Consider the following 22,879-nt stretch of genomic DNA (forward strand, 5'->3'; position numbering starts at 1 on the left):
CTACAGCTTCGGGTCTTCCTTGAAGTCCAGCATGTGTCCGGACTTGCTGGCCTTGGTCTTCAGGTATTTCAGGTTGTAGGGATTGGACGCCAGCTGGTGCGCCTCCCGCTGCACGTGGATCCCGGCCCCTTCCAGGGCGTTGATCTTCCTGGGGTTGTTCGTGAGCAGCCGCACCTTCCGGATCCCGAAGAACCTCAGCATCTCCACGGCCGATTCGTAGGTGCGCAGGTCGTCGGCGAAGCCCAGTTCGTGGTTGGCCTCCACCGTGTCGAAGCCCTGCTCCTGGAGCGCGTAGGCTTTGAGCTTGTTCAGGAGGCCGATGCCGCGGCCCTCCTGGCGCAGGTAGAGCACGATGCCGCCGTGCTCGCCCACGTAGCGCAGGGCGGATTCCAGCTGGGCGCGGCAGTCGCACTTGAGGCTGCCCAGCACGTCGCCCGTCCAGCACTCGCTGTGGATGCGCACGTTCACCCGCTTCCGGGCGTCGATGTCGCCGGAGACGATGGCCAGGTGCTCCTTGCCGGTCATCTTCTCCAGGAAGCCGTACACGACGTATTTCCCGAAGATTGAGGGAACGTTGGCCTTGGCCACGAAGGGCACCGATTCGGTCTCGAAGCGCGTCACCACTTCCAGGGGGGAGTCCGGGGCGATTTCCAGGTGCGGGGCGCTGCTGCTGTCTTTGGGGGCCATGCGTTTCATTCCGCGGTCTGCGATTCGTGAAAGGGGGTGTGGAATAGGCATGAACATGGGACCGTGGCGGGGGGCGCGCGATCCGGGGGGTGATCAGGTGAGGTCGGCCTCCAGCTGGGCGAGCACGGCCGCGTCCATCTCATTCTGGGCCCTGGAAAGGGGGCCGTCCAGCTTGGCGCCCGACGCGAGCCGGTGGCCGCCCCCGCCGAAGCGGCGGCAGACCTGGTTCACGTTCGCCCGTTCCCGGGACCGGAGGCTCGCCTTGATGCGCCCATCGGCCAACTGGTAGAGCAGGCAGGACACTTCCACGCCCCGCAGTTCCAGGGGGCGGTTCACGAGGGTCTCCATGTCGTCGTGGTCCGCCCCGCAGGCGTCCAGGTCGGCCTGGGTGAGGCTGATGCGCGCGTAGCGGCCCTCGCCCAGCAGGACCAGCTTGTCGAAGGCCCGACCGGTCAGGCGGAGCTTCTGCAGGCGTCCCTGGTGGTAGAGGTTCTGGTAGATGCGGGCCGGCGCCACGCCCTGCTCGATGAGCTGGGCGGCCATGCGGTGCACCTTGGGGGTTGCGTTGGAAAAGCGGAAATTGCCCGTGTCCTCCACGACGCCGGCATACAGGGCGTCGGCCATGGACGCGGGCAGGGGAAGGGGCAGGTGGGCCACGGCCAGGTCGTACACCAGCTCGGCGCTGGCGGAGGCCGTGGGGTCCGTGAACTCCTGGTCGAACCCCGCGGGGGCGTCCTTCAGGTGGTGGTCCAGGCAGGCGGTGACGGCGGAGGTGGCCTGGAAGGCCGGGAGCAGCGGGCCCAGGCGGTGGGGTTCCGAGGCGTCCACGATGATCCAGGCGCTGGGCCAGGCGGCCAAATCCCGGTGCCGGCCTTCCAGGTCCAGGGCCTCCACCCAGCCTTCGGGATCCATGAAGCCCAGGAATTCCGGAAGGTGGGGATGGACGACGATGCGAACCGCCTTGCCCCGGGCCTTCAGGTAGTGGGCCAGGCCCACCATGGCGCCGATGCCGTCGCCGTCCGGATTCTCATGGGTGGTCAGCAGGATCCGGTCCTGGTTTTCAAGAAATGCATTGAAGCGGTTCAGCAATTCCGACCTCTTTGGTCAACTGTAGCACAAGCGGGTCATAGCTGTTCCTTCTTGCTCTCCAGGCTGTGGGGCTGGAAGGACTTCAGCTCGTTCACCACGTCCGAGAGCAGGGCCCGCTTCACCGCGTAGGGCAGGAAGGCGCTCTTGAAGCCCATGATGATGAGCTCCTTGATTTCGTCCAGGGTGAAACCCAGGCTCTCGTGCAGGTGGAGGTACTCCTCGCTGACGGTGGTGCGGGTCACCATGCGGTTGTCCGTGTTCACGGTCACCCGCAGGCCCAGGTCGTAGAAGAGGCGGATGGGGTGCTCGGCCATGGTGCGCACGGCCCGGGTCTGCACGTTGGAGGAGGGGCAGCACTCCAGGGGGATGCGGTGGTCGTTCACGTAGTTGAGCAGGTCCCCGTTCTCGATGAGGCGGACGCCGTGGCCGATGCGGTGGGCGCCGCAGAGGTGGATGGCCTGGTGGATGCTCTCGGGCCCGTAGGCCTCGCCGGCATGCAAGGTGCAGTTGATGTTGTTGGCCAGCACGCGGCTGAAGGCCTCCCGGTGCTTCTTGGCGGGGAAGTCCTCCTCCGCGCCGGCCAGGTCGAAGCCCACCACGCCCTTGTTCTTGAAGGCCACCGTGAGGTCGGCCAGGCGGTTGGACAGCTCCGGGCTGATGTGCCGGATGCCGCAGAGGATGACGCCGGTCTTGATGTTGAAGTCCTTCTCCGCCTTGGCGAGGCCCTCCACCACGGCCTGCACGATGTGGTGCAGGGTCAGGCCCTTCTGCTGGTGCAGGATGGGGCTGTAGCGCACCTCCAGGTACCGGACGTTCTCCGCGGCGGCGTCCTCGGCCAGTTCGTACGCCGTGCGCACCAGGGAATCGTAGGTCTGCATCACCGACAGGGTGACGTCGAAGGCCTTGAGGTAGTCCACCAGGGAGGTGCACTCCTCGCCCACCTCCACGAAGGGGCGCAAGGTCTCGATGGTGGTGCCCGGAAGGTCGACCCCCTGCTCCTGGGCCAGCTCGAGGATGGTGGCGAGGCGCAGGCTACCGTCCAGATGAACGTGCAGGTCGGTCTTGGGGAGGCGCTGGATGTCTTCGAGAGTGAGTTTTCGCATCCCTCAGTTTACCGGGCGGACCCGGTTTCTTCTATGCTATTCGACCCGGAAGTGGCTCAGGGAGCTGCGCAGGTCCTCGGACTTCGCGGCGAGGTTCGTGGAGACCGCCTCCACGCCCTGGGCGGCGTTCTTGTTGCGGTTGGACAGGTCCACCAGGCTGTTCATGGTCTCGATGAGATCCTTGGTGCGGGTGGCGATGTAGGTCGTCTTGCGCACCAGGTCCGAGGATGTGGCCACGGAGTCCTTGAGCTTGGTGCCGGTGGTTCCCGCGTCGTCCAGGAGGCCGCGGGTGCGGTCGGACACGCCCAGCATCTGCTGCGAGGCCCGGTCCGTCTCCGCGCACATGGCCTCGATGCCGTCCACCACCTCCTTGACGTTGATGTTGATCTCCACCAGGGACCCCTGGGTCTTGGCGGCCAGCTTGCGGATCTCCTCGGCCACCACCGCGAAGCCCTTGCCGGCCTCCCGCGCGTGGGCCGCCTCGATGGAGGCGTTCAGGGCCAGGAGGTTGGTCTGGTTCGCGATGTCGGCGATGATCCCCAGCACGTTGTTGATGCCCTGGGCGTCCTCGCTCAGCTCGCGCATGCGCGCGGCCATGCGGGACTGCTTCTCCCCTTCGGCGATGACCACGCCGCCCACCTCGGCCAGGGTGGCCACGAAGGCACCCAGGACCTTCTCCGTGGATTCCAGGGTCTCGGTGGTGGTGATGGACATCTCCTCGGTCACGTCGAGGTTGCGGGCCACGTCGGTCATGAGGTTGGAACTGTTCTCCGCGAGCTCGCACTGGCTGGTGACGTTGCCGGCCAGGTCCCGGGAGATGGCCGAGAGCTCGTTGCTGGAAGCCGCGGTCTCGTTGGCGGCGGCCACGGAATGGGCCACGGTGGCGTGGGCCTTGAGGATGAACGTGTTGATGTAGCCGGCCAACTGGCTGAGCTCGTCGGCGCCCACGACGGTGATGCGCTGGGTGAGGTCGCCCTCGCCCTCGGCCAGGTCATGCATTCGCCGGGTGATCTGGCTGATGGAGGAATGGATGCTCACGCTGATGAGCACCCCCGCGCCCGCGCCGCATACGATGAAGAAGGTCAGCAGGGCCAATGTGGTGCGCATGGCCTCGGCGGCCACGATGCGGTTGGCCTCCACGTTGCCGTGGGTGGCTTCCATGGCCCGGAGGTAGTACACGCCGGCCATGCCCAGGCACACGAGGGCGAAGCTGCAGCCGAGGACGATGACCAGCAGCCGGGTACGGATCTTCAGGAGCTTGAGCAGGTTCATCCTTCCTCCACGCCAAGGCCGGCCGGAGCCGTCCCGTGCCGTTTACCCGCGCGCCACCTAGGTGTGGATCTGGGCGACCTTCGTCCGGATGGCGTTCTCGTCCGTCTTGTCCACGCAGTCGGCGCAGAGGCCGAAGATCTGCAGGCTGTGGTGCAGGGGCTTGAACGTGCGTTCCTGGCAGATGGCGTCCTGGAGCGTCTCCAGGTCGGCGCGGTAGAACTCGAAGACCTTGTTGCATGCCAGGCAGATCAGGTGATCATGATGCTCATTCTCATGGGCCGCCTCGTAGTTCGCGTGGCTGGAACCCAGGCTGCTCTTGCGCACGAGACCGCATTGCACCAGGAGGTCCAGGGTGCGGTAGACGGTGGCGCGGCTGATATCGCGTCCCAGCGTCTTGAGTTCCGCATGCAGTTCCTCGGCGTCGAAGTGGCTGTCTTTGCGGAAGATGGTCGCGAGAATCTCCATACGCTCGCCCGTTAGTTTGAGCTTCTTGCTCCGGAGATAGGCTTCGAATCGGTGCGCTTCGGTGGAAGGAGCTCGGGAAGGCAGCGTCGGATCAGGGGACATGGATACTCCCAGTGTGGAAAAGTCGTTAAAGGGATCAAAAAGAATTCCCCCTCATTCATAATACAGATTAAATTGAAATCACCCCCGTTTTAAAGGAGTGTGTATGCCTTTGATACACATCAAATCCAACCCCCTTTCAAAAGAACAGAAAACCCGGATCGGCGACCGGATCATCGAGGCGTTCCACGGGGAGGGCATCCCGGCGGGTTCGGTGGTGGTCCTTTTCGGCCGGGAAGACGCCGATATCCTGCTGGACGGGGGCCTGCTTTTCGAAGTGGACGGGGTGAGGGCGGAGGCCCCGGCCCCCAAGCCGGCCCCCCCGCCCCCGGCGCCGGCGGTGGCGGCGTTCGAGAAGGATATGATTCCTGATTACAAGAACAAGCTTCGGCGGTCCAAGGGCGAGCTGCTGGCCCTGAAGGCCCAGCTGGTCCAGACCCTGCAACTGCAGGGGGCCCTCAGCAGCTTCCAGGCCCAGGAGGAACTGGGACTCAAGACCTGCGACTGGGCGCCGGCCACGCTCCGGCGGTTTTTTTCCGAGCTCGAGGACGAGGGGGTCATTCTCAAGCAGGGGCAGAAGCGCGGCACCCGTTATGTGTGGAAGGGCATGTCCAGCCAGCCCGCCTCCGGCTCCCCCCGCCTCGTGAAGCGGGGCGATGACGAGCCCGGCGGAAACTGACCCGTGGCGGCCCTGCCGGTGGGTGTGAGCCTCTGGAAACTGGGCCAGCCGTGGTGGGAGTTCGCCCTGCGGGGAGCCCTGGTCTACGGCTTCCTGCTCCTGATCCTGCGCCTCACCGGCAAGCGCCAGGTGGGCCAGCTTTCGCCCTTCGACCTGGTCCTGCTCCTGATCCTGTCCAACGCCGTGCAGAACAGCATGAACGCGGGCGACAACACGGTCACGGCGGGGTTCATCCTGGCGGGCACCCTGGTGGGCCTCAACGCCCTGGTGAGCTGGGCCACCTACCGGAGCAAGAAGGTGCAGAAGTTCGTGGAAGGCATTCCGCTGGTGCTTGTGCACAACGGGAAGGTGATTCCGTCGGTCCTGGCCTCCGAGGAGGTCACCCAGCACGAACTGATGGCCGCACTGCGCGCCGCGGGCCTGGGCGGGGTGGAGGAGGTCCACGTGGCCATCCTGGAGACCAACGGCCACATCAGCGTCATCCCCAAGGCCCGCTGAAGGCCCCGGACCCGCCCGCATGCGAGGATCCCGGCGCCCCGGCCCGCCCCGAAGGGCTGAGGTACCGGTTCGCCGGGATCGCGGGGGAACGGCGACCTGCGCCGCACCCGTCAGGCGTGCTGCTTGAGCTTCTCTTTCCCGCCGAACTTGTGGTCCAGGAAGACCACCACCGGCGAGGCGATGAAGATGGACGAGTAGGTGCCGGTGAGCACGCCCGCCACCAGGGGGAACGCCAGGTCGCGCAGGGCGTGGCCGCCCCAGAAGAACAGGCACATGGCCACGAACAGCACGGACATGGAGGTGAGGATGGTGCGGCTCAGGGTCTGGTTGATGGAGTCGTCCACCAGCTTGGTGATGTCCACCCGGCGGTATTCCGGCTTGTGGCTGTTCTCGCGGATGCGGTCGAAGACCACGATCGTGTCGGCCATGGAGTAGCCGATGAGGATCAGGAAGCTGGCCACCACCGGCACCGAGAACTCGAACCCGAAGAGCACGAACAGGCCCAGGGCCATGAGGATGTCGTGCACCAGCGCCACGATGCCGCCGATGGAGAAGCTCAGGGTGAAGCGGAAGAGGACGTAGACGAGGATGGCCACCAGGGCCCAGCCCACCGCGGAAAGGGTCTTCCAGGTCCATTCGCCCGAGATCGAGGGGGAGAAGCTCTCGTTCTTCAGGATGGTCAGGTTGCCCAGGCGGTAGTCCTTCTCCAGGCTGGCCCGCAGGGCGCCGGGGAGGTCGGAGGGGAGCTGGTTGTAGTCGGACATGGGGCTGGCCTTCTCGCGGGCCTTGATGACCTTGTCCACGTAGGGTTCGTAGGCCATGCGGATCGCGGTCTCGTCGCCCTGGATGCCCAGGGGGTTGGCCTTGATCCAGGTGTCCACGATCGCGCCGACGCTTTCCGTGTTGAGGTCCATGCGGTGGTCGCTGGCGGCCTTGGCGTCCAGGCTCCGAAGGGCGGCGGTGATCTGCTTGATCTGGGAGCTGGCGTCCTTCTCGTCCTGGCCCTTCCGGGCCTTGACCTTGATGGAGAACATGGCCACGCCGGGCTTGTCCTGGTAGGCCACGACGCCGGCCTGCTGGATGCCGCCGGCGTACAGGGCGTTGCGCACGTCCTCCTGCTGGACGTTGCCCTTGAAGGCCACCATCATGTCGATGCCGCCGGTGAACTGCATGCCCAGCTTCACGTGGGCGTCCGCGCCCTTCCAGGGGTGGATCCACAGGATGCAGGCGACGATCACGCCCCAGGAGAGGATCAGGGCGACCTTCGAATACTTCATGAAGGGAATGTGGGGGAGATTCTCGAAAATTTTCATCTGGGCGGGCCTGTTAGATGGAGAGGGTCTTGGTGCCGGGGTGGCGTTCCAGGATCCAGTCGTAGATGAACCGGCTGATGTAGATGCTGGTGAACAGGGAGGCTGCGACGCCCACCGTGAGGGTCACGGCGAATCCCTTGACCGGCCCCGTGCCGAAGATGAAGAGGAGGATGGCCGAAACGAGCTGGGTGACGTGGCTGTCCACGATGGTCCAGAACACCCGGTCGAACCCGGCCTGGATGGCGCCGGCAACGGATTTCCCGTTGCCGAGTTCCTCTCGTATGCGCTCGAAGATCAGGATGTTGGCGTCCACCGCCATGCCCACGGTCAGGGCGAAGCCGGCGATGCCGGGCAGGGTGATGACCGCGTGGAAGGAACCCATGAGGCCCAGCATCACGATGATGTTCACCGTGAGGGCCACCACGGCGTTCACGCCCGACCACCGGTAGTAGAAGACCATGAAGCCGATGACCGCGATGAAGCCGATGAGGGCGCCCCGGACGCCCGAGGCGATGGCGTCGGCGCCCAGGCTCGGACCCATGGCCCGCTCCTCAAGGAACTTCATGCTGGCGCGCATGGCGCCGCTCTTGAGCTTGAGGGCGAAGTCGTCGGCCTCCTCCTTGGAGAACTGGCCGGTGATGCGCACGGCGCCGCCGGGGATCTTCTCCTTGCACCAGAGCACGCTCACGACCTTGCGGTCCAGCACCACGGCGATGCGGCGGTTCTCCTCCGAGGCGATGCCCGAGAGGTTGTAGAAGTCGTCGGCGCCCTTCTTGTTCAGGACGTAGCTGATCTCGTACTGGTCGGTCTGGGGGTTGACGGTGGGGTCGGCCTTGGTGATGTCGGCGCCGTCCACGTAGACCTTCTCCTCCACCAGGACCCAGGAGCGGATGGGCTCGGCCTGGCCGGCGGCGGGAGCCTGGAAGGACCTGCCTTCGCGGCGGGCTTCGCGTTCCGAAAGGGGCAGGGGCAGGAGCTCGGTGCCGGCGGGGAGGTTGCCGGCGAAGTGGCCCATGGCCTCCTCGCGGGTGCGCCAGCCGATGCCGTTGGTGGTGTCCTGCTTGGCCACCAGGCGCTGCTCCAGGCGGCCCGGGGTGGTGAGCAGGCCCTTGATGCGCTCGCGCTCGGCGTCGCCCACGCCGGGCAGTTCCACGACGATGCGGTTGCCTTCGGCGCCGGTGGGGGTGATCTCGGGCTCCGCCACGCCGAACTGGTTGATGCGGTTCTCGATGATCTGCTGGGCGCGCTTGTTGGCGTCGTCCTTGAGGCTCTTCTGGTACCCGGTCTTCTGGGTCAGCACGACCGTGTCGCCGGAGAAGGCGGCGTCGTAGCCGCTGAACCCGGCGAGGATCTTCTGGACCTCGGCCTGGCGGTCCGCGGGGACGCCCTGGGCCTTGAGGGTCATGCCCTCCAGGCGGACCACGGCTTCGGCGAAACCCTTCTCGCGAAGACGGTCCACGAGCCGGTCCCGGGTGTCGCGCAGGTCGGCCTCGAGGGCCTCGTGGCCCTGGACCTCGAGTTCGAAGTGCACCCCGCCCTTGAGGTCAAGGCCCAGCCGGACCTTGGAGAGGGGGACGAAGAAGTACGCGCAGGCGCCGCAGATCAGGGTGGTGAAGATCAGGCGCCAGAGGCTCCGCTTGGTCACGAATGGGCTCCGACGAAAGGAGAGCGGGAACGTGAATCCCCGCCCTCGGCAAGACAAATGATCAAGGGGTCAGTTCTGCTCGGGGGCGGGTTCCGCGGCCAGGGCCGCCACCGCGGTGCGGCGGGCCTTGACGATGGAGCTGCCCAGCTTGAGGTAGATGTTCTTGTCCTCGACCCGGTCGATGACGGCGTAGAAGCCCGAGGTGAGCAGCACCTCGTCGCCGGCCTTGAGCTTGGAGAGGCGTTCCTCCATCTGCTTGCGGGCCTTGCTCTGGGGGCGGATCAGGAGGAAATAGAACAGCAGGGCCATGCCGCCGAAGAGGATGATGGGACCGAAGGGGGATCCCTGCTGGGCTTGCTGTAGAAGGGCTAGATTCATTCAAGGCTCCTCTTGGTTCCAATGTTCCCTGGTGCGGTTGGCGAAATCCGGGAACCGTTCCTCCTGGATGGCCCGCCGCGCGGCTCGAGTCAGCCCAACAGTGTAGCTCAGGTTATGGATGCTGTTGAGGGTGGATGCCAGCATCTCTCCCGCCCGGAACAGGTGGTGCAGGTAGGCGCGGGAAAAAGTCTTGCATGTGTAGCAGTTGCAATCGGGATCCAGGGGGCGGTCGCTTTCCCGGTGCCGGGCGTTCTTGATCTTCACACGTCCCCGCGAGGTGAGCAGGGTCCCGTGGCGGGCCTCCCGGGTGGGCAGGACGCAGTCGAAGAGGTCCACGCCGTGCTCGATGCCGAAGAGGAGGTCCTCGGGGGTGCCCACGCCCATGAGGTAGCGGGGCCGGTCGGCGGGCATGAGGCGCACGAAGTCGGCCAGGAGCGCGTTCATCTCCTCCTTGGGCTCGCCCACGCTGAGCCCGCCCACGGCGAAGCCCTGGAAGGGCGTGGCCGCGTCGATCTCGAGGATCTCTTCGAGGTGGCGCGAACGCAGGTCCAGGTGGACGCCCCCCTGGTTGATGGCGAAGAGCCCCTGGCGCTCCCCCAGCGGGAAGTCCCGGCAGCGCTTCAGCCAGCGGGTGGTGCGGGCCATGGACAGCTCCAGGCCGGGCCGGTCAAGGCGCCCGGGCGGACATTCATCCAGGGCCATGACGATGTCCGAGCCGAGGTTGCGCTGGATCTCCATGCTCCGTTCGGGCGAGAGGAAGTGGGTGGAGCCGTCGATGTGGCTCTGGAAGGTGACGCCCTCCTCCTTGATCCGCCGCAGCGAGGCCAGGGAGAAGACCTGGAAGCCGCCGGAATCCGTGAGGATGGGGCCGGGCCAGGCCATGAACGCGTGCAGCCCGCCCAGGTCGCGCACCAGCCCGTCCCCGGGGCGCAGGCCCAGGTGGTAGGTGTTGCCCAGGATCGCCTGGGGGCCGATCTCCGCCAGCTGCGCGGGCGTGATGCCCTTGACGGTGCCCTGGGTGCCCACGGGCATGAAGGCCGGCGTGAGCACGGGGCCCCGGGTCGTGTCGAAACGGCCGGACCGGGCGTCGCCGGAAGATGAATCCTGGATGAACCTTGAAATGGCATGTGACATGTCTGTGACAAACCCCTATGAACTGTCACGTGAATATCACGGAAATGCCCCAGGATGGGGGTCCGTGTCACGATGTTGGAAAAAGTGTGGCGAACGTCCTAAATCCCCTGCCAATGCGGATTTCAGCACTTGACGCCGATCAGGCAGCTTGTAATCTTAACCGCTGGGCCTGCCCCGGATCATTCGACCTTTGGTTAAGAGCCGTTTCTGTTCTCAAGACAGATCCGGCTCCATTTTTTTCTCATTTCAGCTTTTTTCGGGAGTCGCATGAGCAAAGACCCCAAGACCAACCCTCCTCCCAACGGCGCTTCCAAGGAGACCCTGGAGGACCTCGTATACAGGTCCAACCTGTCTTCGGGGAACTCGGCCGTGCACGGCGCGAGTCCCCTGGTCACCATCCCCATGACCCTCGTGTCCTACGCCGTCTTCGGTGCGTTCGGGTACATGCTGGCGACCCAGACGGAGGCCGGCAAGAAGGTCATCAAGACCATGGGCGTTGACCTGACCGAGCAGGCCGAAGCGCCGCCGCCGCCCCCCCCGCCTCCCCCGCCGGCCCCCGCGGCCCCCGCCGCCCCGGCCCCCAAGATCCAGATGAAGGAGGCGCCTCCGCCGCCGCCCATCAATCCCAACCAGGATATGGTGCCTGAGGTCGCGCCCCGGGAGCTTCCCAAGCAGGACCTCACCCTGCGCTACGCCTCCAGCCAGAGCTCCAGCTCCGGCGTTCCGGGCGGCGGCGTCAGCGGTTCGGCGGGCCCCGCCACCGGCGGCATGTCCGTTGCCGGCGCCGGCACCTCGCACGTGGTGGACTTCGACTTCAGCCAGATGAAGATCAAGTTCCAGCCCCCCGCGCCCCCGTATCCGGCCCTCGCCAAGATCGCCCGCATCCAGGGCACCGTGGTGGTGGAGATCACCGTGGGTCCCGATGGCATCCCCATCGCCGCCCACGCCGTGGAAGGCCCGGCCCAGCTTCGGCAGACCGCCGAGAACTATGCCATGGGCTGGAAGTTCGAGCCCGCCATGCTCAACGGCGTGGCGCAGACGGCGCGGTTCAAGCTGACCATGCCCTTCAGGCTGAAGTAGGGACGTGCCGAACATGTCCCGTCCCGCATGGTTGGGTGCTGGTCTAGCCATCGCCCTCGCAGCAACGCTCGTCGCCTTCGGCGGCGGCGCCTCGAAGCCCGGTGCGTTGAACCTGCAACCGGCACCCTCACAGGCCCCCGCGCCCACGTTGGATCCCGTGATCCAGGACTCCAGAACGCAACCTTCCGCCTCTCCCGAGGCCCCCTCTCAAGCCACCTCATCCCATAAGGAATCCAAATGAGCCTGCTTGCCTCCCCCTTCTTCCTCGCCATCGCAGAAGCCGCTGAAAACGCCTTCGGCCCCAAGCAGATCTGGGAAGCCGCTTCCCCGGTGAACAAGGTCATCATCGGCATCCTGATCCTCCTCATCCTCCTCCAGATCTACACGGCCATCGAGCGCGGCATCGTCTACGCCCAGTCCAACGCCGCCTCCCGCAAGTTCCTCAAGCTCTTCATGGACACCCTCCGCCGCGGTGACTTCGAGGCCGCCAAGCGCGCCGCCACCACCCACAACAAGAGCCACATCGCCCTGGTCCTCAAGCACGGCCTGGACATCTTCCAGTACGAGAAGCAGCTCAAGGCCCTCCACGAGTCCCACGACGTGATCCAGCCCGTTGAGCGCGCTATCGTCCGCGGCACCGCCGAAGTCACCGACCTGCTCAAGAAGGGCATGCTCGGCCTGGCCACCATCGGCGCCCTGGCCCCCTTCATCGGCCTGCTCGGCACCGTCATCGGCATCATCAAGGTGTTCTCCGACCTGAAGACCAAGGGCGCCGGCGACATCAACGCCCTGGCCGGTTCCATCGGTGAGGCCCTGGGCACCACCGCCCTCGGTCTGATGGCCGCCATTCCCGCCGTGTGGATCTACAACCTCTACACCGCCCAGCAGGACAAGATGGTCACCAACATCAACAACGCCGCCAGCCAGATGATCGACGAGTTCATCCGCCGCGAGAGCCAGCAGGCCTAAGAATTTAACCCCGGTCCCGGGGAACCCTGAGAAGGATTCCCCGGACCTATCTAGGAGGTCACCATGGATGCAGGTGGTGGTGGCAAGTCTGGGGTTAAAGCGGATATCAACGTAACCCCACTTGTGGACATCGTTCTGGTGCTGCTGATCATCTTCATCGTGATCACGCCCGCCGTGAACAACGCTGTGCGGCTCCCGCTGTCCAAGCACAGTCTGAAACCCGAAACCCAGGCAGGTGCCAAGTACCTCACCCTGATCCTCCCCGCCCACCGCGACGCCAAGGGCGTCATCGATGGCCCGGCCCCGATCATGGTGGACGACAAGGACGCCAAGGATGCCAAGGGCAACGCTCTGACGTTCACCTACAAGGATGACGCCAAGAAGCAGCAGCTCATCGCATACATCAAGCAGTCGATGATGTACCTTTCCGATCGGCGCGTGTTCATCAAGGCCGACGCCGACATTCCCTTCAAAAACGTGGACGAGCTCTTCCAGATCTGCCGTGAGGGCGGGGCCGACGAGGCCTCCATCGTCACCAGCGAGGACAAGAGCACTGGGGGGGCCAAATAATGGACGCCGGTGGCCCTAAGGGCAAAGCCAAAAGCGATATCAACGTTACGCCCCTCATCGACATCGTTCTCGTGCTTCTGATCGTGTTCATCGTGATGGTGCCCGGCCTCTCCAAGGCCCTGCCCGTCGTGGTGCCCCAGGTGGTGAAGGTGGATCGTCCCACCCCGCCCGATCCGAAGAATCCCCCTCTGGTCGTCACCATCGACCAGAACGGCGATCTCATGCTCCAGAACGACAAGATCCAGCTCTCCGAGCTGGCCGACAAGCTCTCCCCCGTGGTCCAGCTGCAGCCTTCGGGCATGCGCAAGGTCTTCCTGCGGGTGGATGAGGAGCAGGCGTACCAGTATGCCGTCAACGTCCTCGACCAGATCAAGGTCGCCAGCGACCGGGCCAAGCGGGAAACCGCCCTCCGTCCGGAATTCGTCGGCACCGGCCTGGACGGCGGCGACGTGAAGGTGGTGGCCGCGGTCAAGAAGCGCACCCCCACCAGCTAGACGATCCCCAGGGATCCGAGGGAACGGGCCGGAATCTTCCGGCCCGTTCTCATTTCCGGCCGCGCAGGAGCTTGACCCGCCAGGCCAGGTAGGGGCCGATGGACTTCTGCCGCCGGGCCTTCTTGCGGCGCTCGATGGGTGCGAACAGCCGCCGCCGCCGGCGCTCCCGGCGGCGGCGGTTGTTGCCGAACACCACCGCCAGCACCAGGACCATGGCGGCCAGGGAGGCCACGATGATGAAGGCGAGGAGGGCGTCGGGGGTCATGGACCTGTCTCCGGTGGGCCGGCCCGGGTTCCCGAAGGGGAATCCGGCCGGGTTTGGACCGCGCGTTGAACTTGCCGGGGGGCGATGGGTATTTTTTCGCCGAACGCCCACGGGATCAAGGGGATTCGGAGGGCCGGCGGCTGGGCTTTCGCGGGAAAGCCTGAAACGAAGCTGATTTTGATTCTCCCTTATCCTTCCTCACCCTCGTCCATCCCCTCTATCCCTGGCCAATTCAATCGTTGGCGCCGGCTTGCCGGCGACAACGAAACGGGGCGGGATGGAGGAGCCCGGCCCTGACAGCTGCCAGGCGCCTAGGGGTTGTACGCCCCCTGGGGCAGGTTCATGCCGGCGGTGTGGAACCGGTCGCTGGCGCGGAGGTGGTCCAGGAGCTGGGAGAGGTTGGCGCCGCTGGGGACCACGGGGACCCCCACCTCGCGCTCCAGCTCGGCCAGGGTCATGTCGTCCAGGAACTGGTTGGCGGGGGTGGGCTCGCTGCCGTCGTCCAGGGCGTACTGGTCGGTGGGGCCGGTGTGGACCCGCAGGGACGCGCTGGGGATCACCACGGCGTCCACCCAGCGGGGGTTGCCGCCGTGGGCGTCCCGGTCGGCGTGGGCGGCGTAGGCCAGATCCCGGCCGCACAACAGGCCCGCCACGGTCACATTGGTGCCGAAGGCGTTGTTGGCGGCCGCCACGGACCGCAGCTCGCTGCCGCACAGACGGTTCACCTGGGCCAGGGTGCGGTTGAGCACCGGGGCGAAGCTGCTGCCGGTGAGCACCAGCACCTTGCGGCCCCCGAAGGCCCGGGCCTTGGGGGTCCGGACGAAGCGCCGGGTGTGCTCCAGGAACTTGCGCACGAGGCCCACGCCGTTCTCCAGCTGGGCCCAGGACTGGGAGTAGAAAGCCCGGCCCGGCACGGGGATGTCCGCGCGGGTGAACCATTCGTCGGCCAGCAGCAGCCAGGGCTCCCCGTGGTTCTCCGCCGTGTGGCGCCGCACCTCGGGGATCCAGCGCCGGGTCCACGCCGCCGCGAAGGCGGGGTCCACGTCGGGAATGGTGGGCAGGCCGTCCCGGTGGGCCGTGAGCCCCACGGGGACGCAGGACAGGCTCAGGACCCCGCCCTTGCCGGCCCAGGGACCCTCGGTCTGGTAGGCCCGCCGCTCCCAGAGTTCCCGCACGGTGCGCTCCCACACCTCGCCGTCGTTGATGCCGGGCACCAGCACGGCCTGGGTGTGGATGTCCACGCCCCCCTCCAGGAGCCGGTCGATCTTGCGCAGGATGTTCCCCTCCCGGGGGTTGCCCACCACCTTCGCCCGCACCACGGGGTCCGTGGCGTGGACGCTCACGTGGATGGGGGAGAGGCGCTCGCGCACGATGCGGTCCAGCTCCGCGTCGTCGCTGGAGGACAGCGTGCTGAAATGCCCGTACAGGAAGGAGAGCCGGATGTCCTCGTCCTTCAGGTACAACGACTTCCGGTACCCCTTGGGCATCTGGAGCACGAAGCAGAAGATGCAGTTCTGCTTGCAGACCTTCACCTGGTCCTGGGCCAGGTCCAGGCCGATGCCGTTCTCCCCGTTCTCCACCAGGGCCGAGCCGAGGCTCCCGTCGGGGCGCTTGAAGTCCAGGCGGGTCTCGTCCCGCTGGCTGATGAGGAACTGGTAGCTCAGCTGGTCCAGCACCGGCTCCCCGTTGATCTCCAACAGGGTGTCGCCGGCCCGGAGGCCGGCCTCCCAGGCCAGGCTCTCCGGTTCGACTGAAATGACGAGGACACCCTTGTGCGCCATGGAACTCCCTTGGTTCCTAGTCTAGGCCATTGCGCACCAACAGGGGGGGCCGACCCGGGGTCAAGGGCGGGAACACCGCTCCTTCGCCTGCTCCAGCTTGGCCTCGGTGTAGGGGAACCACCCGGGTTCGGTGTCGGCCGAGCCGTCGTCGATGACCATGCCCTTGTAGTCGGTGAACAGGCGCAGGCCGATCTTCCCGTGGTGGCGGTTCTGGCCGGACTGCTTCACGCCTCCGAAGGGGAGGTCCCGGATGACGTAGTTGACCACCACGTCGTTGATGTCCACGGATCCGGCCCGGAGGCGGTTGGCGATCTTCTGGGCGCGGCGCATGTCGTTGGTGAAGACGTAGGCGTCCAGGCCGTAGTCGTTGTCGTTGGCCAGCTCGATGGCCTCCTCGTCGTCCTTGACGGTGCAGATGGGGAGGATGGGCCCGAAGGTCTCCTCCTTCATGATCCGCATGGAATGATCCACGTTGGTGATCACCGTGGGCTGCCAGTACCAGCCGGCCTGGATGGCCGGGAAGCCTCCCGCCGCCAACTTGGCGCCCTTGTCCAGGGCGTCGTGCAGGAGGGACCGGAGGCTGCTGATGGCCCGGTCGTTGGCCAGGGGGCCCACGTCCGAGGCGGGATCGTCCCAGGGGCCCGCCTTGAGCGCGGCCACCTTGGCGAGCACCTTCTCCACGAAGGAGCGGCTGATGGACTCATGGCAGTACACCCGCTTCACGGCGGCGCACACCTGCCCGTTGTTGCTGAAGCGCCCGAAGACCGCGGCGTTGGCGGCCCGCTCCAGGTTGGCGTCGGCGCACACGATGAGCGGATCGCTGCCCCCCAGTTCCAGAAGGCAGGGCCGCAGCAGGGGCGCCAGGCGGGTCTGGAGCTCCCGGCCCACGGAGGTGGAGCCCGTGAAGCACACGAAGTCCACCCCCGGCGCCGTGGCGACGACCGTGCCCACCTTGCCGGGCCCGTGGACCACCTGCGCCAGTCCGGGCCACTCCGGGAAGGCCTCGACGAAGAGCTTCTCGATGAGATCGCCCACCAAGGGCGCGGCGGAGGTGGGCTTGAGGATCACGGCGTTGCCCGCGGCCAGGGCCGCCACGGCCGGGGACATGGCCAGCTCGAAGGGGAAGTTCCAGGGGGAGATGACGCACACGACGCCCCGGGGGGCGTAGCGGATGAGGGCGGTCTTGTGGCGGTCCAAGCCCGGGGGCAGGTCCACCTTCTCGTCGGCCAGGTAGAGCTCGGCGTGCTGGATGTAGTCGTCCAGGGCGTCCAGCACCATGGCCACGTCGAAGTGGAGGGCCTCGAGCAGGGGCTTGCCCATGCTGCGGGAAATGGTGCCGGCGATCTCCATGGACCGCCCGGCGATGAGGGCGCGCAGCTTGCCGAGGGCGCGGGCCCGCTCGTCCCAGCCCGCGAGGCCCCAGGCGTCGGAGGCGCGCCGGGCCCGCTCCACGAACGTCGGCACCAGGGCCTCGGGGGTCTGGGGGACGGCGCCGATCATCTCGAAGGTGGCCGGGTCGACCGCCCGGGTGACCTGCTGGCGATACGTGGGGGGTTCGGCCCGCCTTTCCACGCGGGTGCGGGGGTTGAGGGTACGTTGTTCCATGGGGAAGCCTCCTGCCGGATTCCATGAAGAGGGCCTGAATCGGCCGATGTCACGGTTGGAGGGTGCAAGGGGTGTGCCGCCCCCGTGCGGGTTGGATTCCAAAGGCCTTGGGCCCCGGGACCGGACATCAAATTGATTGGTGAAATCAATTTGATGGGAAATGGGCGGTTCCGGGGGGCGGGGGGTCTATGAACCTCGCTTCGTTTGGTATCCTTGCGGGTACCCCCCGGAGATTGCCCATGCGCCTCGGATCCCTGCTCCCAGCCTGCCTCGCCGGCCTTGTCCTCCAGGCCGCCCCCACCCAGGACGCCACCTTCCAGTCCCTGGCCCGGATCATCGTGGAGGACACCCTGCGGTTTTCCCCGGAAGGCGCCACCCAGCTGGGGGACCACCGCTGGGATGACCGGCTCCAGGACCTCAGCGCCCGGGGCGTCGCGGCCCAGGTGGCCTGGGCCCGCCACATGGCGGGGCTGCTCCGGGGCATCCGGCCCGGGCAGCTCTCCCCCGGGAACCGGGTGGACCGGGAGATCCTCCTGGACACCCTCGACGGGACCCTGCAGGACCTGGCCGAGCTGGAGGTGTGGCGCCGCAATCCGCTGATGTACAACCCCGGCGGCGCCCTGGACGGGCTTCTCTCCCGGGACTTCGCCACCCCGGGCCAGCGGCTGGCCTCGGTGAAAGGGCGGCTGCGGGCGATCCCGGCCCTCCTGGAGGCGGCGAAGGCCAATCTGGACAACCCCCCGCGGATCTTCACGGAGACCGCCATCCAGCAGTTCCAGGGCACCCTGGGGCTGGTGCGGGACGGCGTGACCGAGGCCGCGGCCCAGGCCGGACTGAAGGAGGACCTGGCGCCGGCCCAGGCCCAGGCGGCCCAGGCGCTGGAGGGCTTCATCGCGTGGCTCAAGGCCGACCTCCTGCCGCGGTCCAAGGGCGACTTCCGCATCGGCGGGGCCGCCTTCCGCAAGCGCCTTCGCACGACCCTCTCCTCGGGCCTGACGCCCGAGGCGATCCTGGCCCGGGCCGAGGCGAGCCTCAAGACGATCCACGCCGAGATGGCCGAGGTGGCCCGGCCCCTCCACCGCGCCTGGTTCCCCGACCGGGCCGGAGCCGCGGACCGCGAGGTGGTCAAGGCCGTGCTCGACCGCATCGCCCAGCGCCATCCCGACAACGCCACCATCGTCGCCCAGGCCACCCGGGACCTGGCCGAGGCCACCGACTTCGTGCGCGCCCACGACCTGGTGACCCTGCCCACCAGCCCCGTGCGGGTCAAGGTGACGCCCGAGTACGCCCGGGGCGTCGCCGGGGCCTACTGCGAGACCCCGGGCCCCCTGGAGAAGAACGGCACCACCTTCTACTGCATCGACCCCACCCCCGCGGACTGGAGCCCCGCCCGGGCTGCGTCCTACTTCCGGGAATACAACGACGCGATGCTCAAGGACCTGACGGTCCACGAGGCCATGCCCGGGCACTACCTCCAGGGCGCCATCGCCAACCTCTACCAGGGCCCCACCCTGGTGCGCGCGGTCTTCTCCAGCGGCCTGTTCGCCGAAGGCTGGGCGGTCTACGGGGAGCAGGTCATGGCCCGCATGGGCTTCGGAGGCCCGGAGGTGCGCCTTCAGCAGCTCAAGATGCGCCTGCGCGTGACCATCAACGCCATCCTCGACCAGCGGATCCACACCGCCGGCATGACCGAACCCGAGGCCCTCAAGCTCATGATGGAAGAGGGCTTCCAGGAGGAGGGGGAGGCCGTGGGCAAGTGGAAGCGGGCCTGCCTGACCTCCACGCAGCTCAGCACCTACTTCGTGGGCGCGGCGGAGATGGACGACCTGCGGGCCGCCGCCGAGGCCCAGGCCAGGCGCGAGCGCAGGCCCTTCGATCAGAAGGCCTACCACGACCGCATCCTCGGGTTCGGAACCCTGGCTCCCAGGTTCGTGCGCCGGCTCATGGGCCTGTAGGCTTTTCCCCTCCGGGGTGTCAGCATAGGAAAAACGCCCGGAGAACCCATGAAGTTGAATTCCACCGCCTGCCCCATGGCCCTGCTTCTGGTCCTCGCGTGCTCCCGGGAGCCGCGGGAGCTCAAGCAGGGGATGGAGGCCTTCCAGCGCCAGGACTACGCGGCCGCCATGGCCCTCTGGCGTCCGCTGGCGGAAAAGGGCGTCGGCCGGGCCCAGCTGTCGCTGGCGGAGATGTTCGCCCGGGGTGACGGGGTGCCCCGCAACATGGCCGAGGCCGCCAAGTGGTACCGCCTGGCCGCGGAGCAGGGCGTCCTGAAGGCCCAGGTCCAGATGGCCTGGATGTGCGCCCAGGGGGAGGCCGTCGCGAAGGACCCGGCCGAGGCCGCGCGGTTCTACCGCCTCGCCGCGGCCCAGGGCAGCGCCCTGGCCCAGTACAACCTGGCCGTCATGCTCGACAAGGGCGAAGGGGTGGCCCGGGACGCTGCCGAGGCCCTGAAATACTACAAGCTGGCCGCGGACCAGGGGGACCCCAACGCCCAGTACCTCGCGGGCTGGTTCTACGCCCGGGGCGAGGGGGGCCGGAAGGATCCCGCCAAGGCCGTGGCCCTGCTCACCAAGGCCGCGGGGCAGGGGGTCGCGGGCGCCCAGTCGCTGCTGGGCTGGATGTACGAGACCGGAGAGGGCGTCGCCGCCGACCCGGCCCAGGCCGTCACCTGGTACCGCAAGGCCGCGGAGAAGGGCGACCCCCTTGCGGAAGGCCAGATGGGGGCCCTGTGCGCCTCGGGCACGGGCGTGGCCAAGGATGCGGCCCAGGCCGTGAAGTGGTACCGCCAGGCCTCCGAGCACGGCAACGCCACGGCCCAGGCCGCCCTGGGCTGGATGCTGGAGCGGGGCGAAGGCGCCGGGAAGGATCCGGCCGAGGCCCTCAAGTGGACCCGCAAGGCCGCCGAAGCGGGCAATGCCGACGGCCAGTGCCACCTGGGCGCGCTCCTGGCCCGGGGCGCCGGCCTGCGCAAGGACGCCGCCGAGGCCATCCAGTGGTACCGCAAGGCCGCCGACCAGGGCCTGGCCCAGGCCCAGGCCCTGCTGGGCTCGGCCTTCCTGGCGGGGGAAGGGGTTTCGAAGAACCCCCAGGAGGCCTACGTGTGGTTCCTGCTGGCCAAGGCGAGTGGCGACGCGCCCTCGGCCCAGTTCGTGGAGCGCCTGGAGCGGGAACTGCCCCCCGAGGCGGTGGCCGAAGGGCAGAAACGGGCCGCGGAAACCTGGAGGAAGCGGTCGTAGGATGGGGGCCATGCGCCGCGTCCTGCTCCTGGACAACCTGGACTCCTTCACCCACAACGTGGCCCGGTGCCTCGTCCAGGCCGGGGCCTCGGTGGACGTGCGGCGCCGGGACCGCGTCTCCCTGGAGGGCCTGCTGGAGGCGGACCCGGAGTTCCTGGTGATCTCCCCCGGCCCCGGGGCGCCCGGGGAGGCCACCCTGGCCCTGGAGGCGGTGCGGGCGTTTTCCGGCCGGATCCCCATCCTGGGCGTGTGCCTGGGCCACCAGGTGCTGGCGGTGGCCCACGGGGGCCGCGTGGAACGGGCGCCGGAGCCCGTGCACGGCAAGGCCTTCACCATCCGCCACGACGGCCGCGGGCTTTTCCGGGGGCTCCCGGATCCCCTGGAGGCCGGGCGCTACCACAGCCTCGTGGTGACCCGCGCCCCCGGCTTCGAGATCAGCGCCCGCACGGAGGACGGCCTCGTCATGGCCATGCGCCACCGCAGCCTGCCCCTGGCCGGGGTCCAGTTCCATCCCGATTCCTTCCTGACGCCGCTGGGCCTGGAGATCTTCCGAAATGCGCTCCTGGGACATCTCTGAGACCTGGCGGGCGCGGCCCTGCGTCCTGGACGAGGCGGCGTTCTTCGCGGACCTGCCGGAAACGCCCTTCGCGTTCCTGTACGGCCAGGGCCGCTGGCTGATCCTGGGGGAGGATCCCCTGCTGGAACTCCAGGACCTGGCCCCCGGGGACCTGCGCTTCCACCGCCGGGGCGAGGCCCCCGGCGTGCTGCCCGACCTGGTGGCCCTGGCGGCCTACGAGCACGGCTACGCCCTGGATCCCGCCCTGCCCGCGCCGCCCCCGCACCCGGACCCCATTCCCGACGTGCGCCTGACCCTCCACCGGCGCATGCGCGTGTTCGACCGCGCCCGGGGGGTGCTCCACGAGGCGGTGCGCGAAGGCGTCCAGGGCGGGCCGGCCCGGCACGGCCTGGGCCGCGGGCTCTTCCGCGCCCGCAAGACCGGCGACACCGGGGACCCCGCCACCCACATGGCCAAGGTCGCCCGCATCCGGGAGGAGATCGCCCGGGGCAACGTCTACCAGGTGAACCTCGCCCGGCAGGAGACCTGGGCCTTCGAAGGGGCCCTGGACCAGCTGGCGCGCCGGCTCCACGCGGCGAACCCGGCGCCCTGGTCGGCCCTGGTGGCCGACCCCGCGTGGACCCTCGTGTCCTCGAGCCCCGAATGCTTCCTGCGCATCGAGGGGGGCCGCATCCTCACGCGCCCCATCAAGGGCACCGCGCCGCGCCACGCCGACCCCGCCCTGGACCTGGCCGCGGCCCAGGGCCTCCTGGCCTCGGCCAAGGACCGTGCGGAGCTGGCCATGATCGTGGATCTGCTGCGCAACGACCTGGGCCGGTTCTGCGGGACGCCTCCGGTGCGGGTGGACGGCTTCCCCCTCCTGGAGAGCTACGCCAACGTCCACCACCTGGTGGCCGGCGTCTCCGGCGCGCTGCCGCCCCGGTGGACCTTCGGGGGGCTGCTGGAGGCCCTCTTCCCCGGGGGCTCCATCACCGGCTGCCCGAAACTGGCGGCCATGGCCCTCATCCGGGAGCTGGAGCCGGCGCCGCGGCGGCTCTACACCGGGACCCTGGGCTGGCTGCGCAGCGACCTGGAGCAGGGGGCGTTCGCCCTCCTCATCCGTTCGGCCTGGGCCGCGGGGGGCGAGCTGCGCCTGGGGCTGGGCGGGGGCGTGGTGTGGGACTCGGACCCCGCCGCGGAATACGAGGAGACCGTGCACAAGGGAAGGAGCCTCGTCCAATGCTTGAGCTCGTGACGGACACCCGCGTGGACCTGGCCCAGGGCGCCCTGCGCTTTGGGGCAGGCCTGTTCGAGACGATCCGCGTCCAGGGAGGCCGGGCGCGGTGGCTGCCGCTGCACCTGGAGCGCCTGGCCGCGGGCTGCGCCTTCCTGGGCCTGGACCCGCCCCCGCCGGACCTGGAGGCGCGGCTCGCCCTGCCGCGGGAAGGCGTCCTGCGGCTCCTGGCCGCCGACGGGCGCCTCCTGGCCTGGACCGGCCCCCTGACGCCCGCGCCCGGCGCCGGCCTGCGCATCGGCCTCGCCCGCGGAATCCTGCGCCACCCCGGCCCCCTCACCCGGTTCAAGACCACCAGCTACCTTGAAAACCACCTGCTCCAGGCCGAGGCCCGGGCGCGGAACCTGGACGAGGTGCTGGCCCCGACGCCCTCGGGGCGCCTCAGCGACGGCGGCCGGAGCACCCTGGTGGCGCACCTGGACGGTGCCCTCCTGACGCCCCCCCTGGAGGACGGCGCCCTGCCCGGCGTCGGGCGGCGGGTCCTGCTGGAGGCGGGCCTGGTGCGGGAGGCCCCCCTCGCCTGGGAGGACCTGGCCCGGGCCCGGTCCCTGGGCCTGGTGAGCGCCCTGCGGGGCGTGCGGATCGTGGACCGGGCCGAGGGCCTGGACTTCCGTCCCTCCCCGGACGCCCTCCGGGAGGCGGCGGATGCCCTATCCTGGTAGCCGGA

The 22,879-nt window shown here is 68.2% G+C and carries 23 protein-coding genes; 11 read left to right on the plus strand and 12 right to left on the minus strand.

Features of this window, described 5'->3' with window-relative positions:
• The 5 genes from ribA to ACZ5LB_RS00610 all read right to left on the minus strand — a co-directional run bounded on the left by ribA (position 1) and on the right by ACZ5LB_RS00610 (position 4,616).
• Positions 1 to 687, minus strand: a complete 687-nt coding sequence (gene ribA, locus ACZ5LB_RS00590; RefSeq protein ID WP_464604224.1) for a GTP cyclohydrolase II — start codon at positions 685 to 687, stop codon at positions 1 to 3.
• 93 nt (positions 688 to 780) lie between these two features.
• A complete protein-coding gene (locus tag ACZ5LB_RS00595) occupies positions 781 to 1,776 on the minus strand; it encodes a DHH family phosphoesterase (protein ID WP_464604225.1) in 996 nt (331 codons plus the stop codon).
• Between the two features lie 35 nt (positions 1,777 to 1,811).
• A complete protein-coding gene (add, locus tag ACZ5LB_RS00600; RefSeq protein ID WP_464604226.1) occupies positions 1,812 to 2,879 on the minus strand; it encodes an adenosine deaminase in 1,068 nt (355 codons plus the stop codon).
• A 36-nt stretch (positions 2,880 to 2,915) separates the two neighbouring features.
• Entirely contained in the window at positions 2,916 to 4,151 is a 1,236-nt protein-coding gene (locus ACZ5LB_RS00605; RefSeq protein ID WP_464604227.1) for a methyl-accepting chemotaxis protein, read from the minus strand.
• Positions 4,152 to 4,208: 57 nt separating this feature from the next.
• Positions 4,209 to 4,616 (minus strand): Fur family transcriptional regulator, encoded by a 408-nt coding sequence (locus tag ACZ5LB_RS00610; protein ID WP_464604228.1) that lies wholly within the window; start codon positions 4,614 to 4,616, stop codon positions 4,209 to 4,211.
• Between the two features lie 205 nt (positions 4,617 to 4,821).
• Here ACZ5LB_RS00610 and ACZ5LB_RS00615 point away from each other — a divergent pair, with 205 nt between their 5' ends.
• Positions 4,822 to 5,394 carry a tautomerase family protein gene (locus tag ACZ5LB_RS00615; protein ID WP_464604229.1) on the plus strand — a complete coding sequence of 191 codons (573 nt, stop codon included), beginning with the start codon at positions 4,822 to 4,824 and terminating at the stop codon, positions 5,392 to 5,394.
• A 3-nt stretch (positions 5,395 to 5,397) separates the two neighbouring features.
• Complete coding sequence (locus ACZ5LB_RS00620; RefSeq protein WP_464604230.1) at positions 5,398 to 5,892, plus strand: DUF421 domain-containing protein; 495 nt, start codon at positions 5,398 to 5,400, stop codon at positions 5,890 to 5,892.
• Positions 5,893 to 6,002: 110 nt separating this feature from the next.
• On the opposite strand, the gene secF is transcribed toward ACZ5LB_RS00620, so the two are convergent.
• From secF to tgt, 4 genes are all read right to left on the minus strand, one after another.
• The gene (gene secF / locus ACZ5LB_RS00625; RefSeq protein WP_464604231.1) at positions 6,003 to 7,205 is read right to left on the minus strand and encodes a protein translocase subunit SecF; all 1,203 of its coding nucleotides are present in this window, start codon (positions 7,203 to 7,205) and stop codon (positions 6,003 to 6,005) included.
• Positions 7,206 to 7,218: 13 nt separating this feature from the next.
• A complete protein-coding gene (gene secD / locus ACZ5LB_RS00630) occupies positions 7,219 to 8,850 on the minus strand; it encodes a protein translocase subunit SecD (protein WP_464604232.1) in 1,632 nt (543 codons plus the stop codon).
• A gap of 69 nt (positions 8,851 to 8,919) precedes the next feature.
• Positions 8,920 to 9,228, minus strand: coding sequence for a preprotein translocase subunit YajC (gene yajC, locus ACZ5LB_RS00635; protein WP_464604233.1), 309 nt, complete (start codon positions 9,226 to 9,228; stop codon positions 8,920 to 8,922).
• A complete protein-coding gene (gene tgt, locus ACZ5LB_RS00640) occupies positions 9,229 to 10,362 on the minus strand; it encodes a tRNA guanosine(34) transglycosylase Tgt (protein ID WP_464604234.1) in 1,134 nt (377 codons plus the stop codon).
• A 267-nt stretch (positions 10,363 to 10,629) separates the two neighbouring features.
• Here tgt and ACZ5LB_RS00645 point away from each other — a divergent pair, with 267 nt between their 5' ends.
• From ACZ5LB_RS00645 to ACZ5LB_RS00660, 4 genes are all read left to right on the plus strand, one after another.
• Entirely contained in the window at positions 10,630 to 11,442 is an 813-nt protein-coding gene (locus ACZ5LB_RS00645) for an energy transducer TonB (protein ID WP_464604235.1), read from the plus strand.
• Positions 11,443 to 11,679: 237 nt separating this feature from the next.
• Complete coding sequence (locus ACZ5LB_RS00650) at positions 11,680 to 12,411, plus strand: MotA/TolQ/ExbB proton channel family protein (protein ID WP_464604236.1); 732 nt, start codon at positions 11,680 to 11,682, stop codon at positions 12,409 to 12,411.
• Positions 12,412 to 12,549: 138 nt separating this feature from the next.
• Positions 12,550 to 12,981 (plus strand): ExbD/TolR family protein, encoded by a 432-nt coding sequence (locus ACZ5LB_RS00655; RefSeq protein ID WP_464604237.1) that lies wholly within the window; start codon positions 12,550 to 12,552, stop codon positions 12,979 to 12,981.
• 71 nt (positions 12,982 to 13,052) lie between these two features.
• Positions 13,053 to 13,475, plus strand: coding sequence for an ExbD/TolR family protein (locus ACZ5LB_RS00660; protein ID WP_464604238.1), 423 nt, complete (start codon positions 13,053 to 13,055; stop codon positions 13,473 to 13,475).
• A gap of 49 nt (positions 13,476 to 13,524) precedes the next feature.
• Here the strand turns inward: ACZ5LB_RS00660 and ACZ5LB_RS00665 are convergent, their stop codons facing one another.
• From ACZ5LB_RS00665 to ACZ5LB_RS00675, 3 genes are all read right to left on the minus strand, one after another.
• Entirely contained in the window at positions 13,525 to 13,740 is a 216-nt protein-coding gene (locus tag ACZ5LB_RS00665) for a hypothetical protein (RefSeq protein WP_464604239.1), read from the minus strand.
• A 311-nt stretch (positions 13,741 to 14,051) separates the two neighbouring features.
• Positions 14,052 to 15,521, minus strand: a complete 1,470-nt coding sequence (locus tag ACZ5LB_RS00670) for a DUF512 domain-containing protein (protein WP_464604240.1) — start codon at positions 15,519 to 15,521, stop codon at positions 14,052 to 14,054.
• A 60-nt stretch (positions 15,522 to 15,581) separates the two neighbouring features.
• Complete coding sequence (locus ACZ5LB_RS00675; protein WP_464604241.1) at positions 15,582 to 17,126, minus strand: aldehyde dehydrogenase family protein; 1,545 nt, start codon at positions 17,124 to 17,126, stop codon at positions 15,582 to 15,584.
• Positions 17,127 to 17,365: 239 nt separating this feature from the next.
• Between ACZ5LB_RS00675 and ACZ5LB_RS00680 the strand changes: the two genes are divergently transcribed.
• The 5 genes from ACZ5LB_RS00680 to ACZ5LB_RS00700 are packed head-to-tail and all read left to right on the plus strand — an operon-like array spanning position 17,366 to position 22,874.
• Positions 17,366 to 19,081, plus strand: a complete 1,716-nt coding sequence (locus tag ACZ5LB_RS00680; protein ID WP_464604242.1) for a DUF885 domain-containing protein — start codon at positions 17,366 to 17,368, stop codon at positions 19,079 to 19,081.
• A 48-nt stretch (positions 19,082 to 19,129) separates the two neighbouring features.
• Positions 19,130 to 20,362, plus strand: coding sequence for a tetratricopeptide repeat protein (locus tag ACZ5LB_RS00685; protein WP_464604243.1), 1,233 nt, complete (start codon positions 19,130 to 19,132; stop codon positions 20,360 to 20,362).
• Between the two features lie 10 nt (positions 20,363 to 20,372).
• Positions 20,373 to 20,939, plus strand: coding sequence for an anthranilate synthase component II (locus ACZ5LB_RS00690; protein ID WP_464604244.1), 567 nt, complete (start codon positions 20,373 to 20,375; stop codon positions 20,937 to 20,939).
• Positions 20,917 to 22,173 carry a chorismate-binding protein gene (locus tag ACZ5LB_RS00695; RefSeq protein WP_464604245.1) on the plus strand — a complete coding sequence of 419 codons (1,257 nt, stop codon included), beginning with the start codon at positions 20,917 to 20,919 and terminating at the stop codon, positions 22,171 to 22,173. The genes ACZ5LB_RS00690 and ACZ5LB_RS00695 overlap by 23 nt, the downstream gene beginning before the upstream one ends.
• On the plus strand, positions 22,158 to 22,874 hold the full coding sequence (locus tag ACZ5LB_RS00700) for an aminotransferase class IV (protein ID WP_464604246.1): 717 nt from the start codon (positions 22,158 to 22,160) through the stop codon (positions 22,872 to 22,874). The genes ACZ5LB_RS00695 and ACZ5LB_RS00700 overlap by 16 nt, the downstream gene beginning before the upstream one ends.
• The last annotated feature ends 5 nt before the right edge of the window (positions 22,875 to 22,879 follow it).

The sequence above is a fragment of the Mesoterricola sp. MK458 genome (genome assembly GCF_055384935.1).

Coding starts and splice junctions, on each gene's coding strand:
- ribA (WP_464604224.1), bottom strand. CDS start 687: ATGGCCCCCAAAGACAGCAGCAGCGCCCCGCACCTGGAAATCGCCCCG.
- add (WP_464604226.1), bottom strand. CDS start 2,879: ATGCGAAAACTCACTCTCGAAGACATCCAGCGCCTCCCCAAGACCGAC.
- ACZ5LB_RS00605 (WP_464604227.1), bottom strand. CDS start 4,151: ATGAACCTGCTCAAGCTCCTGAAGATCCGTACCCGGCTGCTGGTCATC.
- ACZ5LB_RS00610 (WP_464604228.1), bottom strand. CDS start 4,616: ATGGAGATTCTCGCGACCATCTTCCGCAAAGACAGCCACTTCGACGCC.
- ACZ5LB_RS00615 (WP_464604229.1), top strand. CDS start 4,822: ATGCCTTTGATACACATCAAATCCAACCCCCTTTCAAAAGAACAGAAA.
- secF (WP_464604231.1), bottom strand. CDS start 7,205: ATGAAAATTTTCGAGAATCTCCCCCACATTCCCTTCATGAAGTATTCG.
- yajC (WP_464604233.1), bottom strand. CDS start 9,228: ATGAATCTAGCCCTTCTACAGCAAGCCCAGCAGGGATCCCCCTTCGGT.
- tgt (WP_464604234.1), bottom strand. CDS start 10,362: ATGTCACATGCCATTTCAAGGTTCATCCAGGATTCATCTTCCGGCGAC.
- ACZ5LB_RS00645 (WP_464604235.1), top strand. CDS start 10,630: ATGAGCAAAGACCCCAAGACCAACCCTCCTCCCAACGGCGCTTCCAAG.
- ACZ5LB_RS00650 (WP_464604236.1), top strand. CDS start 11,680: ATGAGCCTGCTTGCCTCCCCCTTCTTCCTCGCCATCGCAGAAGCCGCT.
- ACZ5LB_RS00665 (WP_464604239.1), bottom strand. CDS start 13,740: ATGACCCCCGACGCCCTCCTCGCCTTCATCATCGTGGCCTCCCTGGCC.
- ACZ5LB_RS00670 (WP_464604240.1), bottom strand. CDS start 15,521: ATGGCGCACAAGGGTGTCCTCGTCATTTCAGTCGAACCGGAGAGCCTG.
- ACZ5LB_RS00675 (WP_464604241.1), bottom strand. CDS start 17,126: ATGGAACAACGTACCCTCAACCCCCGCACCCGCGTGGAAAGGCGGGCC.
- ACZ5LB_RS00680 (WP_464604242.1), top strand. CDS start 17,366: ATGCGCCTCGGATCCCTGCTCCCAGCCTGCCTCGCCGGCCTTGTCCTC.
- ACZ5LB_RS00685 (WP_464604243.1), top strand. CDS start 19,130: ATGAAGTTGAATTCCACCGCCTGCCCCATGGCCCTGCTTCTGGTCCTC.
- ACZ5LB_RS00690 (WP_464604244.1), top strand. CDS start 20,373: ATGCGCCGCGTCCTGCTCCTGGACAACCTGGACTCCTTCACCCACAAC.
- ACZ5LB_RS00695 (WP_464604245.1), top strand. CDS start 20,917: ATGCGCTCCTGGGACATCTCTGAGACCTGGCGGGCGCGGCCCTGCGTC.
- ACZ5LB_RS00700 (WP_464604246.1), top strand. CDS start 22,158: ATGCTTGAGCTCGTGACGGACACCCGCGTGGACCTGGCCCAGGGCGCC.